The organism is Chryseobacterium sp. POE27 (genome assembly GCF_039727685.1).
Taxonomy (GTDB): Bacteria; Bacteroidota; Bacteroidia; order Flavobacteriales; family Weeksellaceae; genus Chryseobacterium.
The window spans coordinates 1,920,776-1,939,825 of sequence record NZ_CP152475.1; the positions used below are offsets into that span (position 1 = coordinate 1,920,776).

The 19,050-nt window shown below is 35.9% G+C and carries 9 protein-coding genes; all 9 read left to right on the plus strand.

Translation table 11 applies throughout. The annotated features are described in order from the left end of the window. The first annotated feature begins 180 nt into the window (after positions 1 to 180). The 9 genes from AAHI02_RS09075 (at position 181) to AAHI02_RS09115 (ending at position 19,039) form a co-directional block, all read left to right on the plus strand. Entirely contained in the window at positions 181 to 1,986 is a 1,806-nt protein-coding gene (locus AAHI02_RS09075) for a hypothetical protein (protein ID WP_346986363.1), read from the plus strand. Continuing rightward, positions 1,937 to 3,499 (plus strand): hypothetical protein, encoded by a 1,563-nt coding sequence (locus AAHI02_RS09080; protein ID WP_346986364.1) that lies wholly within the window; start codon positions 1,937 to 1,939, stop codon positions 3,497 to 3,499. The genes AAHI02_RS09075 and AAHI02_RS09080 overlap by 50 nt, the downstream gene beginning before the upstream one ends. Next, a complete protein-coding gene (locus AAHI02_RS09085) occupies positions 3,496 to 4,299 on the plus strand; it encodes a hypothetical protein (protein WP_346986365.1) in 804 nt (267 codons plus the stop codon). Before AAHI02_RS09080 ends, AAHI02_RS09085 begins: the two co-directional genes overlap by 4 nt. A gap of 276 nt (positions 4,300 to 4,575) precedes the next feature. Further along, positions 4,576 to 7,194: a hypothetical protein gene (locus AAHI02_RS09090; RefSeq protein ID WP_346986366.1), complete on the plus strand. Its 2,619-nt coding sequence runs from the start codon at positions 4,576 to 4,578 to the stop codon at positions 7,192 to 7,194. After that, positions 7,151 to 11,371 (plus strand): hypothetical protein, encoded by a 4,221-nt coding sequence (locus AAHI02_RS09095; RefSeq protein ID WP_346986367.1) that lies wholly within the window; start codon positions 7,151 to 7,153, stop codon positions 11,369 to 11,371. Before AAHI02_RS09090 ends, AAHI02_RS09095 begins: the two co-directional genes overlap by 44 nt. 4 nt (positions 11,372 to 11,375) lie before the next feature. Continuing rightward, positions 11,376 to 14,786 (plus strand): hypothetical protein, encoded by a 3,411-nt coding sequence (locus tag AAHI02_RS09100; protein WP_346986368.1) that lies wholly within the window; start codon positions 11,376 to 11,378, stop codon positions 14,784 to 14,786. A 113-nt stretch (positions 14,787 to 14,899) separates the two neighbouring features. Then, positions 14,900 to 17,800 carry a hypothetical protein gene (locus AAHI02_RS09105; protein WP_346986369.1) on the plus strand — a complete coding sequence of 967 codons (2,901 nt, stop codon included), beginning with the start codon at positions 14,900 to 14,902 and terminating at the stop codon, positions 17,798 to 17,800. Between the two features lie 248 nt (positions 17,801 to 18,048). After that, entirely contained in the window at positions 18,049 to 18,648 is a 600-nt protein-coding gene (locus tag AAHI02_RS09110) for a peptidoglycan recognition family protein (RefSeq protein WP_346986370.1), read from the plus strand. Then, positions 18,569 to 19,039: an SH3 domain-containing protein gene (locus AAHI02_RS09115; RefSeq protein ID WP_346986371.1), complete on the plus strand. Its 471-nt coding sequence runs from the start codon at positions 18,569 to 18,571 to the stop codon at positions 19,037 to 19,039. Before AAHI02_RS09110 ends, AAHI02_RS09115 begins: the two co-directional genes overlap by 80 nt. The last annotated feature ends 11 nt before the right edge of the window (positions 19,040 to 19,050 follow it).

The following is a 19,050-nucleotide window of genomic DNA, read 5'->3' on the forward strand; positions in this document are numbered from 1 at the left end:
TTTTTATTTTAAAATTTGCAAGCTATTTTCAGTCCTTGATGTACGCTACGATTCTCAGATTCTTTTGAGACGAAACAATTATCACACTCCGCCAGAAATTTAAAAATTCTGTTATTCAAATAATATAATATTTGGAGATGTAAGAAAGATTTATACAAATAATTAAACATAAAATCGCAAATGGCCATAAAAGTAAAATCTCCCAGTTCATATTTTTTCACAGAATCTGATTTCAATCAAGCACCGACTGATAAAGCTTTTGGACCAATAGATAATAACAGATTTCAGATTACGACGACCTTCGCACAATCACTGAAGGCGTATGCAGTGACCGGCGGAGTTTTATTGATTGCAAAACAAGCTGGAGCAACAAATAGAATAAATATTTTTCTGAAACCTACGCAGGAAATTGGATTAGGAATTAAAATCAAATATTTTGTATATAGAGGCATTGATGCAACGGATTATTTTAAAGATGTTTCAGGAACCGTTTTAATAAATGAAAATAGCAATCTTAATTTTATTACGAAGGCATGGGATGCATATGTAGAGTTTAATCAAACGACTGCTGATTTTACAGCAGATAAAACCGGAGTAATAGATGGTTCGGGAGGTCTAAATAAAGAGCTTATCAAGAAGTATTTCAGTACTGAAACATATAATTTGTTAAAGGTTAGTGCTGGAACACCTTTAGGTAAGTTCGTTGCTAATGCCGGTGGATTTGAGATCGTATTAGATGAAGGAGATTATTCACAGGATTCCTCTGATACAGGTTTAAATTTCGACTTGTCCTTCATAGTAGCCAATTCTACTATTTTAACAACGAAAGATTCGTCGACAGCGAATTTACCAAACGTATTTGGTACACAATCCAATACTGCTTTAGATGCCAAAATCTTTAGAGAAAACATCTATAAATTTTTAGATCCTGCTGCGTTTTACGGATCTCATATCACCGATAATAATGACAATAAAGGTGCTATTCGAATTGCGGGGATAAGTACACCATATTCATCAAAGAGCAGTATTTATACCAATATCATTAATAAATTCATCAATAAATTTAAGACATATGTTTACGTCAAAGGAATTAGAAATAGGAGTTTAAATTTTTATGACACAAATAATAAGATTAAAATTAACGCTGCTGAACAAGATATAAGTTCTCCCAAATGGCCGATTATAATTTTTGCGGGAGCACAAATTAATTTAGAAATCACCAATAGTAATTTAACAGGTTCAGCATATAGTAGTACTTATTTTGATAATGCAGGATATTTAGTACCAAATTTTCTGGGAATAAAAAATATTGTATTACCATTTGTAGCTGATTCGGGAGCTAATAAAATTATATGCAGTTTTACCTACATTTTTTACAATGCCAACCGAGACCAATCTGAATTATTATTTGGTCTTGCTAATCTTAATTCTATTTTTGAAAGAGAAGATTTTACTAATAAGCAGGGCGCAGTGGTTAACTTTCTAGGGTATACACTTAAGAAAGAAAGTGAAAACGTAGGAGCTTACAATTTAAAAATTATTTTAGAGGGATACATTGCAGATAGTGATCCTATAAATATCCCAACAGATCCCAACATATTATCAAAAACATTGAGAACTTACATCCTATTTCCACAAGAGTCCAATGTGGAGTTATCGAGTTCTAATAAGGGAAATCTTACTGCTGGATATTTTGATTCAATTAAAGATTCATCTGAATATTGTAAAAACATATATGGCGAAGGTGACATCTGGCGAGGTCAAATTACAGATAGCAGTGTTGGGATTTTTAGTTTACTTTATCGCAGAAACGATGAAGGTATGCCAATATATCAACTTGGAATTTCACAATTAGATTACAAAACGCTTATAGATGACATAAATACCAATCATCCAAACGCAACAAATATGTTTTTTAGTTTAGAAAACGAAATTATTGGCACAGGAGCTTCTTTTTTTAAAGTATGCTTTAAAGATAAAATTTGATAATGCTAGTGGCATACAGGAAATAACTACAGCTTCAATTTCAGTATATAGTATTGACGGGTATTTCTTTTTTACAAGTGATTATTCAAAATACTTTAATTACTATAAAGAATTTGCAGAAACTACTGTAGAATTTAGGCCAAACCAAAATTGGGACGGAGAGTTTGGAATGGATTGGTATAGAAAAGGACAGTATACGTGGCAAGATACAAGTGGAAACAAGATTTATGATACAGGATTTGCTAATAATGTTGGAACTTTACCTAATCAAATAGATGGAAATAGCTATGAACCATTAAGCTCTTTTGTGCCTGATAAAAAGATGCTAACTAAATTAAAAAGTCGAGAATATTCTGTAAATCAAACCAATTGGTCATTAGCAGACAGTGAAAAAGAAAGTTTTACTTCCTGGCTTAGTTTGGATAAAGGAAACGTAGCAAAACTTAATTTAAGAATAAGAGTCAAAAAGGAACCAGGAAAATTAAGAGTAAGATATCCGAAAAAATATTTTAAAATAACTGCAACAGATTATATTGATCCAGCTGATCCTAATTATAGTTTCTACGACCTCCCCGCAGCACAGAAAAAAGTCTCTTCATCAGCAAAGTTTTTTGACTTGGAAATTACTTGTATAGAAGAATTCGGAGCAACACAGATTCTTGAGGTAAAAGCCGATGATAAATTAGCAGGGGTTTTGAAAGTTTTTACCAATGCCAACAAGCCTGTGCAGAATATACTTCTTGTTCCTGTTAAAATTAAAATGCCAGATGGAAAAGGAAGAAACTTTTCGCAGCCTTCAGTTCCTCCCTCTTCTACTGATGATCCAAATCCTGTAGGTGTAGATTATATAAAAAATCATAAGAAGTGGCTGGAACAGTTTTTATTACAATCGCAGATAAAAACCAATATAGAAATGTATAATGACACAAGTACTCCTTTAGTAGGAGATGATTATAAACAATTGGATCTAACCTCTGATATCAACTTCAACAAAGAGTTCGCCCCTGATGATGCTAATCCTTCAAACAATGAAGGAATGTTTATTAGAAATACTGGGACCTCGGGTAGTCCTATTTATAGTATAAGAGCCTATTATGAACCCTCTAAAGCTAATAGACTTGATCTTAAGCAATATCTTACTAATCAATTGCCAGCAAAATACAATGATAGCAAATATAAAAGTTATTTGGTAGTGTTTTTTATGAATATTAATGGCTATTGTATGACTAATGATACAACCTTCAAAAGCCAGCTAAATGGATATTCAAGCGGAAAATGGACTAATCTATTGGTCTTTAAACTCGCTACTGATAATAATGAAACTGTAGCGCACGAAGTTTATCATTCGTTAGGTATACCTCACACATTTGATAAAACTGATGTAAATTCATTTTATGTGTATAAAGGAACTATGACGGATAATTTGTTAGATTATTCTCACCATATTGGAAAAAATCGCAGGTCTTTATTTCATTGGCAATGGATACTTGCAAGAAAAAATGTGAAAAAATGAAAAAGTTAATTTTTATAATCGTATTGCTATTAATTTTTACAAGTTGCAACGCTCAGCATAAAGATATTATTGTAAAACAGAAAAAACATCTTAGAATGAATATACCAAATATAACCAAAGATAATTTAGGAGTTCCTAAATTAAGCGATTTAGTGAAAGCAAAAAATGAAAAAATATTTGAAAAAACTAAAGATTCTTCTAAATTATTAAACAAAAATGAAAACGAATTAGTTTTTGAACATAATGATTTTAGTTATAAATATAAAGATGGCAAATTGGTCTTGATTGGTAGAAGGAAAAAAGATGATATACAAAAACCGATTCCAAGAAGAAAAGAACATTTTAATAGCCCAAAAGAATTTACCCAAAATTTGCAAACTACAATAGAATTTTACCCTAATGAAAATGTTCATATGATAAGGCATTGGATTAATACTCCAAATGGCTATTATCCAGCTGGGAATTGGTATGTTTATGATGAAGCTGGAAATCTATTACAGCACATCGATCACGAAAAATATTTCAGGATGAGCTATTATGATGTGGGTAAAATTGCAGATTCATATGACTATCCTTCAATAATAATTAGTAGAAGTTTTGATGGAAAAAATAATTCTTTTTGGATAATACAATTGGAGGGACTACAGGATCAACCAATAGAGCCTAAAACCATTATTATTGATGACAAAACCGGAAAAGTTTTATTTGAGATGAATCAAGAAGAGTTTAATAACTTCAGAGGACTAGATAATATGGAACAATATGGAAAGCAACTGTATCACTTGTTTGAATCTAAGTGAATGTATGATTTGTAACGGTTTATTTTCTTTTTTGAAGATTTATAACGCAAAAAGAAGAAAAAGATATTCTTAGTGCTTTTTTCATTAATAAGTACTCTCTTATTCACAAAATGTGTTCAATACAAAAAAACAAAAAACATGGGATTATTTAATAAAGAAATACTGTACAAATATATACAGAAAAAATGTATCACTAGTTTACATAAATTTTAAGAAACTAAAATTGAAACTGTTGACTAAATAGAACACCATTTTAATGTTAAAATAATAGATCAGATGCCAACATTACCACAAAAACCATATTATCCAAAGCTATCCGATTTAATTACTTTGGATAATATTCCAAGTTCGCTGGACTTTGTAAAAAACCTTGCCCAAAGCATATTTGCAAAACTATACTATAAAAATTATCAGGCCAGTATCAGCCAGGCAGGAGACAGCGCGTTTTACAGCCTTAGCATAGTGCCTCGTGATAAAATCGGTTTTGATTTGGTTTATGGACTAAAGTTTATATTAAATAGGGATTATGATGATATGAATATATCTTCATTTCCTATAACTGTACAGTATAATTGGCCGATTCTGGTAAATTTTTCTGAATTTAATCTTGACAGTTTTTCGTTTTCTCCACAAGAACTCTTTAATGTCGCAGTAGTTAGTCTTAATCTTACCGAAACTACAATTATTAGCAATGCTATAAATATTTTTACTGTTACAATGGGGGATGTAGTAAATAAGTTTGTTGATGATATTAATGATGAATTAGCAGGATCTTTGACAACTCCAATTCCATATCCCACTTCTGTAGATAGGATAAGCGAATTAGCAGAGTCTATCGATAATGCCTATTTGGGAGGTACATCACTGGCAGTATTTTTCACTTATATTTTTGATAGTTCCAGTATTTCCAATACAAAAGATAATCTCAATTTTTTCTTCGAAGCTATTATACCTATTAATATTAATGAATATATACAAGAGATAATAACACCTAACGCTTTAGTAACTTTAGAAACATCAGCTTCAATTGAATTCCCAAGAAACATATTAAAGCCTTGGATATATAATGTTAATGGTGAACTTACACCCGATACTGACGAAACACATAAGACCTATTTTGATTTTGCAAAAGCTGTATTTTATGCAGATACTGCTGCCGGAATCGGTTACAACATTGACATTGCCGGAACATTAAGACCAGACTATTCGGAAATAGGAAATACAGGTCTGCTCATCCAAATAGACCGATTAAAACTAGACCTGAGCAGAACTAAAAACATACCTGAAGCTGATGCTTACGGATATTCTTCTGATTTTATGGGAGTGTATGCAAGAGCTATTTCAGTCACTTTCCCTCCAAAATGGTTCTATGATGATAATACATCTTCTGGAAATTCGTCCACCACTTTAAGATTAGGAGCATATGATTTATTGGTTGGAAATGGCGGTGTTTCAGGAACTATAATGCTGGAATCTGTTCCGATTATAAACCCGGGAGGTAGTTTTGAGTATTATAATAACGATTTCAGCTTCGATTATCCAATTACCATTTATGATATAATCTCTCCGTCAACAGAAGAACTGATAGAAATAGATGTTAATAATTATCAGGAACTCAAGAATATTTTACAATCACTGAGTACTTCTTCAGAAGCACCTTATCCTTTTAAGTTTCCTTTGTCATTAACTCCAGTTGGACAATCAGATTCACTTGTTTTTGATACAGCACCCGCCTATCAGCTATATCTAGCAAGTCTTAGTGATAATGTGCTTTGGAAAAGAATAGGGAAAGAAGATGGCTTTGCCGTAGGATTCAGATCTTTTGATGTTACCCTTTTAAAAAATTCTGTAACAGCATCCAACATTGCGGGAAGTCTAAAAATTCCTAAATTCAAATATCCTGATGATACTCCAGTAGTTGGCGGGCAACCCGTGCAGATAGATGTTGCCGGACATCTGGATGGCAACGGAGACTTTTTGTTGACAGCATCAACAAATCCTCCATTTCCAATACAATTTGGAAATGTTTTCAAACTTCATTTACGTTCGATAGAACTTGGTAAAGAAGGAGACGATTTATTTATTGGAGCAACAGCAGAAATAGAATTTTTAGATTTTCTCGGTGATCTCTTGGAAGGTCAGACCATCAGCATCTCCGCTCTTCGTATTTACAGTGACGGGCGTATAGATTTCCGTGTAAATGGAGGTAATCTTACACTTCCTAAACCTGTAAAATTAAAAATTGGTCCTACTGAGCTTTCAGTCACTGCCATTCATTTTGGTTCCCACGAAAGAGAATATAAAGGAAAGATCAGGAAATACAACTATTTCGGTTTTGATGGCGGTGTAAGTATTGGTGTTGCGGGTATAGATGCCCGTGGAGATGGCATCAAGTATTATTACACCATAGATGACGGACCTGACAAACCGCATGACTCCTATCTTCATATCCAAACCATTCATATTGATATGGTCATTCCAGCCAATTCCGGTGATCCAAGTGTTGCCATCAAAGGCTGGTTGACTATTCCGGAACCTGGTGATCCATTGCAGGAATATCAGGGAGGTGTAGACCTTAAAATAAAGAAACCTAGAATCAATGGAAAAGTGGATATGCGATTGGCTCCAAAATATCCTGCATTTCTTATTGATGCCGCTATAGAATTACCAAACCCCATCGCATTGGGACCTGTTTCATTATATGGTTTCCGTGGACTTTTAGGCTATCGTTATGTAGCTGAGAAAAAGGCCATTGGTATGAACGAAACCAATACATGGTATCAATATTATACCGCTCCGGAAAGAGGAGTTAACGTACATAAATTCAGCCGTCCGGATCAGACAGAAAATTATGGTTTCCCTTTCTCATTGGGGGGTTGGGGCAATCATCGGTGATACAATGGCAATGGGAAATATTATTTCCGCCAATGCTATGCTGCTGCTTTCATTGCCATCAATGGTTATGGTTGATGCAAGAATGAAGCTTCTCTCAAAACGAGTAAGTTTCTCTGATGATCCGCCATTCTTTGCATTCTTCATTTTCGGAGATAATTCTCTGGAATTTGGCTTCGGAGCAGATTATAAGTTCCCTGAAGATTCAGGAGATATTATCAAGCTCTATGCAGAGATACAGGCAGGCTTCAACTTCAACAATCCGTCAGCTTGGTACATCAATTTCGGAACGGAGCAGCAGCCGATTTCGGCTAAGCTCCTTATGGAACTTTTTACTCTGAAAGCATACCTGATGATCTCAGGAAAAGGTATCAAAGCCGGAGCAAGAGGAGAATTCAGATTTGACAGAAAATTCGGACCGGTAAAGATCTTTGTATTAGCATACTTGGAACTAGGCGGACGAATCAGTTTCCAAAAACCTCAGATGGGTGCCTACATCGAGGCAGGATTGGCGATTGATATCAATGTAAAAATATTCAGAATTTATATTGCAGTAACAATTTTACTTGCAGTAGAATCTCCAAAACCATTCCTGATCTATGGGCGTTTCACAGTAGAATTCAAAATAAAAGTTATATTCTTCAAGATCAAATTCAAAGCCCAGATAGAACTGAAATGGGAATTCAACAAACAGGTAGACAGAACTCCTGTGAATCCATTCACCGAAATATCTGGTCAGGAAGACGCTCTTGTAAAAGGGATCAGTATGCTAACCAATGAAACTTTTGATCTTAAAAGGTTAGATCCTAATTCTATTAATGTAAATGCTATTGATAAAGTGATTCCTCTGGATAGCTATATCGATATCAAAACCACCAAAGGACTTTTGCCTAACACGACGACTGCCAATATCATTGGAGGTTACAGCAATCCTGCAGGATTGTACACAGATCTGATTCCACCTGAAAAAGTAATGAAAGGTTTAGAGTTGAGACAGGTGAAACACCAGTATTCTGTGGAAAGCATCGAAATCAAAGCCTATAGTGAGCTGACCGGGCAATGGAAAGATTATAATCCATATATAGCCTTATACCCTGAAGATGTAAACACTTTCGCAGGTTTGAAAGTCGGACAATGGCAGAAAAAGGACGACCAGTATAATGCCATTCGTTTATTAGCGACTACACCGTTCTCTTATACAGAGCAGGGGCAGCCGGGCTGGTTCATCCCTGAGCAATATGGGATAATGTCTTCTACACTTTTCTGTCAAGGACAGACGATAGAGAATTCTATTTCCGATTTCTTGGACAAACCAGTAGGTACGGTATATTACGCATCGACGTCCAACTTCTTCCAAAGTAAAGGAGCTTCCTACCAGTTGCAGGGAGATGTGCAGTATATTGTAAATCCTGATGGCAGTATTACGATGCAGGGAGATTCGGCAATGGTGTCAGATAAACCTAATGTTTTCGGTTTCAATCGGTCTTTGGAATTTCCAAATAAGACACCACTGATCATTATGCTTCCTGCTCCATCGTTGGATATTAAACTTAAATTAAGTACTTATAGTACAGGTTTAACGATTGCATTCTATACAAGAGATTTAAATAGTACAATTTATAATCCTCAATATAGCAATGTTTTTGAGATCTATAAAACCAAAGATGAACTTAATCAGGAAGTAATTTATCTTGACTCCGCCACAAATCCTAATACACAGGAAGCCGTGACCCGAATCGTTATTACCCCTGACACACCTGATACTGATGCCATCAATGAAATTTTAGAGCAGATGGCAATATTGATGGATGAAGGCTACCAGATCGCTTTGGAACAAGGCGGGGCTATTGATAATATACAGCCAAGCAATCCAAGATTGTATAATGAGCTATCCATACAGCTTCAAAAATTGCGATCAGTTGGATGTGAGGGCGTAGAAAAAGAGTACTACGAGATCGCTTGCCGTATTTACCCTGAACTGATCGGGTATTTCAATAATAACTTCAATCAAATGTATCCTTATCGTGGTGATCAGCCCGACCCTGATACGTTGAAGGAAGTCTTTGCGGATTTTATCAAAAATAATCTGGAAGCCTTTAGAACAGTTCTTGAAATATTAAGCGGAAGCGGTATTGACTCATCATTATTTGTGCTTAATATGGAGCAATATGCGAGATATCTAAGAGTATTAGAACGTTTTATAGTAGGTGATCCCTATGACTTTGATGGTATTATCAGCCGTTTCGAAATATTAAAATCTAAGTATGAACAAATATTAGACTGGCTGAAACTTGCTCGTCCTTGTGAGGATCAGATTCTATGTGATCTGGCCGATTACCTTTCCTATCAAGACCATGGACATTTCGCTGATAAACCTCCTATAAGCGAATCTCCGCTATTAAGCGCATATCTTGATTTTATAAAACAGAATCCAAACTACAGCTATTTAAATTCAATACTTGATAGACAGATCACCTATATTCAGTCAATACTTGAAGGAGGATGGATGTTGTATTCACTCAACGAGGTAAGCTATAATCAAGCTTGTGATGAATTGGTTGCAATTATTAAAGACTTAGGCAATTGTAAGCCAGATAAGAAATGTATCACGCTTTTCCACGAGATACAATGGCTTACTGTAGAGAATTATACATACAATGTTAATATTCCCGGGCAAGATGCAATTCAGTCTGATACAGAGGCAGCTGTTGCAAGTATTACAAAATCCATTCAGCCCATTTGGAGACCAGATACCAAATATTATGTAAAATTTATACTAAAAGATACGGTAGATAACGGGCAGGGAGGACAAACCTATCCTTATGCTTACGGATTCCGTACAGCAGGGCCGTTAGGATTCTTCCATCTCGATCATCAGTCAACATACGGAGATATTCCGGTTGAAATACCAAATATATTAGAAGATACTACTGGAATCGTCCGTGATCCAAATTGGAATACAGTGAGACAAGAAACACCACATCCTGACTTGTACCCTCATACCAATCTGAGAAACTATATTGATTATGACCGGTCTTATCCCAATGCTGATGGAAATGTGGTCAATGCAAAACCTTTATTCTATGATGATGAGACGACTGAGATCAGATTATACTTTAACAAGACCTATGTTTCAAAACTTCTTGAAGGATGGGAAGCCATTAAAGATACAAATGGTAATCCTGTATTTCCCGAGTTGGGTGGAACGATGAAGATCATCATCAAAGATCCGGTAGAAGGAACAGAAATTATCAATCCACCAAGGCTTGATACTGTTGTGGAAGATGTGGAAATTCCTCAGACCATAGAATCTTGGGAGGAAGATGATAATCCACCGGTATCTCCAGTTTATAATCAGTATTTCAACATGCTTTTAAATAATACATGTATAGGAGATATTAAGCTGATAAAGCCTAGATCAAACTATAGAATTATCACTCCTAAAAAGCTGAAACCACAGAAATTATACACTGTTCAGGTCCTTAATTTCTATTGGGGGAAAAATGCTTTTGATATCCAGAATATCAATGAAGAGGGCAAAGTGAAGTATGCCAAGGAAGTTCACAAATTTGTTTTCCAAACTTCCCGATATGGTAAGTTTGAAGAGCAGGTGAAAAGCTGTTTCATATCTTATCAGGACGAAAATGGAAATGATCTGATCAAGCAAGCAGTTTATCCACTGGAAAAAGCTCTTGAACCAGCGAAGATACAAGCTGCGCTTGATACCATCAAAGGACAAAATAATACATTAAGTGAGCAGATCGCACTGCAATATCAACATCCATTTGACAGGGTTATGGAAGGATTATTTGGTTTCTCTCCTTTGGAAGATGCGGTTACAACTGAATTTAATAAGGTTATTGATGTTAATACCGGAAAAGTGGTGGCTTTACTGATTAGAAATCCTGAACCTTTCAATCATCCAAAAATTCCACTGAGTGAGGTCAACCGCAACGGTATCAAACCAGGAATGATTGAAGTGCCTCAAAGTGGTACGACTACCGTAGATCAAAACTTCCATTTTCTTTATTCAAAAGATTTTGCCAAAGCAATTATTATGAATAACAATAAATGGATCGATGATGTAGAGCTTGACTTCCAATTTATTTATAAAACATGGAATGGGACAGAATATATAAACTCTTCGGTGATAACTGCAGAAAACATTAAAATAAACTAAGACTATGTCATTCGTAAATCAATATTATCGCACGCTGTCATTCTCAAAAGAATTTGTAGAGAATAATGAATCATACATTTATTCTATCGGTTCCCCGGGAGGCAGAATAAGAGATCGTTTCAATGTCACTAAAACAGACACTAATGGAAAAGTGGTCTGGTCCAAAGAATTTTTTCATTCCGAAATGTCATTTGGTGAAATAGAATTGGAAATGATTCAGGTTGGAGCAATACCTATGAAGGAATCAGATGTTAAAGCGGCTTTCTATGGTCAATATATCATTACCGCCAAAAGTACCGATAACAGTACGCTGAATCTACTGACCATCAATAGTGACGGTGATATAAACAGAGCACGGGCATTCAGTCATCTCAACATGGGATACCATATCCAGAGAATTGTTAATGCAGGGAACAATGAAACTTATTTCTATGTTCTTAGTCTGGAATATGATGAATCTTCTGGTATCACTTTCCAAACCTTATCAAGGTTTGACAGTTCGAGTCAGTTACATCAAAAAGTGTCGCTATCCAAAATAATTAATGCAAATGATCTACAGGTCAAGAACGACACTTTATACCTTGCCGGAAATTATGAGGGAAGAGCGGCAATTGCCGAATTGTACAGTTGGGATTTTTCGGTACAGAATATCTATTTCCTAAATGCACGAGAAGATCTCCATAATATCTTTAGGATAGAGATGAATGATAATCTCATATTGGCTGCAAAAGTGGAAAATGGAGAAGGTTTAATAGGTATAGTGCTTTTAAACAGAAATCAGGAAGTTCTTGAAAATGTCGCAGCACCGGTATCAACATCCAATTATATCATAACAGGAAGTGATGTAAATGCATTTTGTCTTTCAAATGACCATCTATATTTTGCAATTGAGGATATCATTTATAAAACAGATCTGTCTTTAAACATTATTTGGAAAAAACAAATTTCGGTAGATTTAGAATCTACAGCTTTTAATATGTTGTCGTTTCTGGAGTCCTCAGGTTTCCTTACAGCCACGCTATATGCAAGTTCTTTTGCTGATGGAGGAAACGGCTTATCTATTTATATGGATAGAGATGCCAATACCTGTGTAACAAAAGAATTAGAGCGGGATAAACTTAGAATTAGCCAAAGTTATACCGAGGATTTCCGTGCAGAGAATCCTCGGGACATTGAAGCACGGGAGGAAAAGATTTCTTATGAAGTTTCTGAAGAGATTCCTAAAGTAAGTGAGATTTGTAAATCTGAAGGAACCATTTTGGAAGGGTTGGAACAATCTGCCTGTCTTTATCTTCAGGCAGCCGGTTCAACAGGTCAGGACAGCTCAGCAGGAATCCATTTAAGATGGATGCTCAAAGGAGCTATTGCAGAACATCTACCAAAAGGAGATCATTATTCAGGATCTCCGGAAGGATTTAACCGCCCGGATGATTTTGTAAAGATATTCAAAGTTCCTTATAACCCGGTATCGACCAGATTAGATTTTTCCGTTCCGCCCAATGCAACGGTCGATAATATGGGAATCTGGCTGTATCAGGTGAATAATAAGAAATTCTATGTTTACTTTAGAAATCAGACCAAATACCAGCAGATCAGAAACTCAATAGATCCATTGGGTAATCCAATAGGCTTTATTCAGCAATATGGCAATAATCTTATTGAAATAGAAATAAAAGAACATCTGTTCTTTGCTGTGAGGATGTATGCATCCGGTTCGACAGGTACGTTTAAAACCGAGATACTTTCTGTAGAGACCAATCAGATCAACCTTCCCAAAAATACTACTTTCAGGCAAAATCTTGATGTGAATGGACTATCCCAAAAAATATTTTCTGAAAACGGAAGAAGTATCCGGTTTGCCTCATCCGGTTCTTATATTACTGCAATAGATTTTGAATTCTACAATGATTTTATTCTTTCCGCTAACAGGTCAGGTGGGTGGCAGGAGCTTGGAAAATACAGTTTATCTCTTGATGACGATCAAATTAGGAATTGGCTGGATCCTGATCCCGATAATCATCCTGTACACGCAGTTTGGCCCAGATATAATGACGGAGAATTTGTAAATATTAAAAATTACCTTACCAAATGGAATGGAGATCTGGATGACGAAAGAAACCAGATCAAACATTCAGTAAAAGAATATATAGAACGAAGCAATGATCCAAACAATCCTCTTGCTATTGAGATCTATCATTTGGAGAATGACGATAATGAAGTTATTGATGATGAAAATAATCTTGAGATCTCACATCTTAGTATCCTTCAGATGGCTTCCTTTGATTATCACGTTGCCCGTATGCTGGGATTAGGTCATTTGGATTTTGCTTCGGAGGTTTACAGTGGAGCTCAGTTTGTTTATGCTGCACAGTACACTACTGACGCAGATCTAAATGATGGTAATGGCGCGCAGACCGTAGTGCATTTATCGCTCTCTTTGCCAACATCCTTAAATGACCAAAGAACTACCCTTCCAGTCGACCTGTTGGAACCCGTTCCGGGAATCATATCTTCTGATCCAAGTACCGGAAACACACAGAATATAACTGACGATGATGGGTACACACACGATGGTACGGCCAGATTTTTGAGCTTATTTGCGAAAGAATTGACCCCTGACGAGCCAGAAGACAGTCCATTCTTTTTTTCAAACCAAAACTTTGATATGTCGAAGTTTACCTATCCGGTATTTGTGGGCATAGAATACAAACGGGAGGGCGAGATGCAATGGAGATCAACGGAATTGCCGAATGATGTTCTGTATCAGAATGTAGATTCTTCAGGCAATATTGCCCATAATGAGACCATATCAATTGCATTGCCTGATATTGGGCAGGCCGCATTTGTCCACAGAGAAACCGAAACAGCAACACATATCTATGGTTCATATGGAGTTAACTGGTTTTCAAGATCAAGATCCTCATACCAGACCTGGAGTATTATAACGGAAATAAAACCGGCCAATATTCTGTTACCTCCATCAAATATTAATGCTACTCTAATACAAAAGGAAAATCCTTTACTGTTCACGTCACAGAATGAACAGGATATCCTTGAAATAATTACTGCGAATACAGGAATTCAGGACAAAACATTTATCCGTCTAACGTTCGATTATGACGCCTCACAGGATATGATCTCCTACCTTAAATCAGTCAATGGACAGGAAGTCAATGATTTTGATCAAACGATCGCTAATCCCGTAATGTTTGGAGATGAAGTGGAACTATTCTACCGTCCTCAGATTCCAAAACAGATATTCGGAACCATTTCAAGTATTTCTGATCTGCCGGGTAACCCTTTGGTATGTATTATCCAGTCAGGAAATCTAACTTTGTACAGCACGGGGGGATCCAAATACGCCAAATTCTGCACAGGTGTTATCACCTTCCATTTCATCAGCAGAGATTCCTAATTATATAGGTGGAATTCTTACAGTAGGAACGGACGAATTCATTATTCAAGACATCGTCCTGGGATCAAATCCTGATCTTCCTATAATTCATATTTTAAAAAAACAAGTCGCTGATGCTTTTGGGCAAGGGGGGAACTATTTCTTTTGACCCGGCTAATTTTGTTACTCCTTCAACCGGACAATCTTTTATGGTGGTGGAAAATATGCAGAACGAAACAACTTGGGGAAATGTAAATCCTCATCCGTTAAAAGTGAGAATAGGGGCTGCAGATTGGTCAGAGCACACCGAAGAGGTCGTTTCTTATTCCGGTCAGGACCCCGATATTACAACCAATCTGTACTATAGAAAATTCAGGGGAGTTTACAAGGAAGCTCAGATCGTAGAATTTACAGATAGTATTACTCCTGTTTTTCAGGGTGTTTATAAAATAACTTTTCCGGGATATATTTTGAATAATCATCCTCAATACAATCCTTCTCCGGGACAGGTAAGCGTTCAATGGTATCAGGGAACTATTCGGATCCCAAGAAAAGGCAGGGAATCAGAGGAAAGAAAAATTTTAAAAGTATTGAGAATTGATCAGGATACGATCGGGAATGGCGATTTAATTATTTATGCATTTGATGAAAGTTATGATAGTGATGAGTTATTTGATTCAGCCACAACACCGATCTATGAATCATTTGTAAACTTTTATCCTGGATACAGAGTATATCTTTATCATAATGCTCCATGTCGTTTAGATGTGCAGAATATTTATTCGCAGGATGAGAATGTTTTGGAAAAATATACCATTTTTGGATTAAGAAGTTTAGATAATGATATTACGACTAATAACAGATCTAAAATTTCTACTCCGACTCTGATGTTTTCAAGGAAGATTCAGGTACCTCAAGCTCCTCAACAACCAATTGGGGCATTATATGCTACGAGACCTGACTATTTCGGACGTTCTACTTACGCTTTTACAACTCAATATGAGCATAAGCCTTTTAGTGCAAATTTCTTAAGAACCAATGACGATATTCTGCTAAGCTCACTTTACAAGCAAACCAAATATGGACAAGATGTAGAAGCGAATTCTGTAGAGGACATAAGAAACAATAATAATGATGAATTCATCAACGACCGTTTGCTTGACCTGGCGAATGTAACGATTGATACTGTTAACCATCTGTTTAAAGAGTATAATGGCTATCGATTGCCAATCCCTAATAACGCTGCGTTTTTTGAAAATATCAACCGTTTTATTGATGAACATAACATATACTTCAGTGTAAACGTGCCACATATTTCTGTTCAGGATATTAATAATTTTGAAAAGGTGGTAATTCCCATTGATTCTCAAGGGAGATATGGTGAATTGAAATTTTATGATTTTGTAAAACAAACTGTTCAGAATACCTATATTCCTTTGACAGAAATACCAATTATCTATCAATATATCAAATCAGGAGACTATAAGCCTATTCCAAAGATACAAGTAATAAGAGACAGGAACGGTACACTTTTAAGTCCTTCATCTCCCGACTTCGATATGGCACCGATGGCAAAGGTTTTGGGAACCAATCCACACAAAACACTTTTTGTAGATTTTACCTTAGACGGAAATTCTAAGAGTGTATATTTCTATGCGGTAAAGGAATCCAATTCCCAAATGGAACAAAGTGAGCTGAGTCCTGCGGTAGGACCAGTAAGACTTGTCAATTCTTATCCTGTAAAGACACCTGAGATCAGAAGTGTTATTCCGAAACTTGAAAATACTGTTTTAGGAATCTCTCCCGGAATGGATGTGAAAATTAATTCCTACGATAGTGTTCATAATATCAAAAAGGCAAAATTATACCGGGCATTGAACATGGCGGATGCAATGTCTGTCCGTTCCATGACGTTGGTCAAAGAAGTCAATCTTGAAGAAGCAGATATCATTGGAGATGAATTATGGACTGTACTAGATGATTTTTCAGATCTGCCGGAAATTCCTTTCAGTGACCCGCTGTACTATAGGGTAACTGTAGAGGCCGAAATTGAATATGCGGAAGCACAATATACTGGTCAAACTCCTGTTATTGTAACGGACTACGCACCTTCAGAGGTTTCAAAACTGATGGTCACTACTATTACTGAAAATATACTTCCTAACTCGCCAGTGTTAACTTATACAGCATTTCCGCAAAATAGTCAAAATATACTGTCCGATGTTATATTCTATTGGGATAAACAAGCTTATAAAGCAAAATATCATCTATATAAAATGAATAATCAGGGGAATTGGGTAGAAATAGCAACTGTCCAAACCAATGATAGTCTCGTATCATTAAATCTTGCCGATACCGATTGGGGGTCTGGTAATCTGCCCGTTCAGGATTCTGAGGGTAACCCTATCTACCATCATTTCAAAGTGATTACAGAAAATACGGCAGGAATGATGAGCACTCAGGAAAATATCCTTACGATAGGAAGCGATTTGCTCAATATCATTGAAGATGATATTAACCTTGCCCGTTATAAACCATATTTTGGAACTTCAAATCTGACAAAGGATGAAAATCTATTGATGCCTCCTTTTACTTTTTACAATACTGCAGGTGGTCATCAGGATAATACGGGGACATTTAATATGAATAATCCTGAAGCCCTGAGCTTTTGGAAACAAATGCAGGATGAGTATCTTGTTCTTCCTGAAATCAATACCGATATAAAGAAGAATCCTCATGTTTATAACTTAAGAACCAAAGAGTTCGGATGCTACTACTCCTATATGAGAATGTGGGATGGAAGTATTCCTGGAAGTTCACATCACTTTTTAAAGAATTCTGTAAAAAAAGCCAGAAAAACGGGAGCAAGAGAATGTATCATTAATCTTGGAAACGATACTGTTTTTGTTTCTAAAAATATTGAAGTTCTAAAAGTAGCTTTATTATCAGGAAACGATAAAGGAATGAAAAGAATCAGCTTGGTAATTAATAATATATTATCACATTATACCAGAGAAGAAATACTAACCCTGTAAAAAAAGACAACCTCACCCGAGGGTGAGGCAATCCTATGAGACAAATGTAGTAAAAAAAATGAATCGAAAACAATACCTATGAAAAAAATATTTTTTTCTTTTACTAATTTTCCCTTTTTTAGCATTTTCTCAGAAAATAAAAACTAAAAAGGATAAGATAATGCTTAATGAAAAACAAGTAGGTATCATAAAGGAGAATGCTGGAACGTATGTGGTATCATACCTGATAATCAAAAACTACTTAACCAATGGAAACAAAATTCGGCTTCATTAAAATGACTTTGGGCGAGTTTGAAACTTATATTGCTAATCTGAAAATTGCAAGAACGATACTTCTCATTCAGCAGCATCATACCTATATTCCTTCGTATATTCATTTTAAGAACAACAATCATTTTGAGCTTCAGAAAAGTATGAAGAACACCCATATCAATACTAATGGCTGGGCGGACATCGGTCAGCATTTTTCCATTTTTCCTGATGGCAGTATTCTTACGGGAAGGAGCATTGAAAAATCTCCAGCCTGCATCACCGGGAACAATGCGAATGCTATCTGCATTGAGAATATAGGTAATTTTGATAAGGGCGCTGATGAAATGACAGATGCTCAGCGAGATGCGATCATCAGTGTTACAGCTGCACTGTGTAAGAAATTCAATTTTAATCCCGATACCAATAGAATCGTTTATCATCATTGGTTCAATTTAGCTACAGGTGTCAGGAATAATGGTTCCGGGAATAATAAATCCTGTCCGGGAACTAACTTCTTTGGGGGGAAACAAAGTAGAAGATTGTCAAAAGAACTTTATCCCATTAATAAAACAAAAGCTCAATGTTCCAGTCATTGAAGATGTTTTAACCATTGTTTCAAAATATGTTTCCGTTACTTCTGATACACTAAATATCCGGAGAGGAGCAGGAAATAATTATGCACTATCTAAAGAGAGAGCTCCGGCAATTTTAGGTGCTGTCCTTCGGGTATATGAAGAAAATAATGGTTGGTACAGGATTTCTTCATCTGCAGAGCATTGGGTAAATTCCCGATATACCAAGGTAGTTAGAAGAGCTGTTGTAAACGCCGATGTATTGAATGTCCGGTCAGGAGCAGGGACTGCCTATCCAAAACTAGCCTCCTTAAAGAAAGGAACTGAAATATTTGTGTATTCTCAAAAAGATGGATGGTCGCAGATTGGTATTGAGTCCCGATGGGTAAAAGATTCCTTTCTTGATTTTTTATAGGAAATTTCTAC

What these genes read in the sequence shown, in the direction of transcription:
- AAHI02_RS09075 (WP_346986363.1), top strand. Translation starts at nt 181, where the DNA reads ATGGCCATAAAAGTAAAATCTCCCAGTTCATATTTTTTCACAGAATCT.
- AAHI02_RS09085 (WP_346986365.1), top strand. Translation starts at nt 3,496, where the DNA reads ATGAAAAAGTTAATTTTTATAATCGTATTGCTATTAATTTTTACAAGT.
- AAHI02_RS09090 (WP_346986366.1), top strand. Translation starts at nt 4,576, where the DNA reads ATGCCAACATTACCACAAAAACCATATTATCCAAAGCTATCCGATTTA.
- AAHI02_RS09095 (WP_346986367.1), top strand. Translation starts at nt 7,151, where the DNA reads ATGGTTTCCCTTTCTCATTGGGGGGTTGGGGCAATCATCGGTGATACA.
- AAHI02_RS09100 (WP_346986368.1), top strand. Translation starts at nt 11,376, where the DNA reads ATGTCATTCGTAAATCAATATTATCGCACGCTGTCATTCTCAAAAGAA.
- AAHI02_RS09105 (WP_346986369.1), top strand. Translation starts at nt 14,900, where the DNA reads ATGCTTTTGGGCAAGGGGGGAACTATTTCTTTTGACCCGGCTAATTTT.
- AAHI02_RS09110 (WP_346986370.1), top strand. Translation starts at nt 18,049, where the DNA reads ATGGAAACAAAATTCGGCTTCATTAAAATGACTTTGGGCGAGTTTGAA.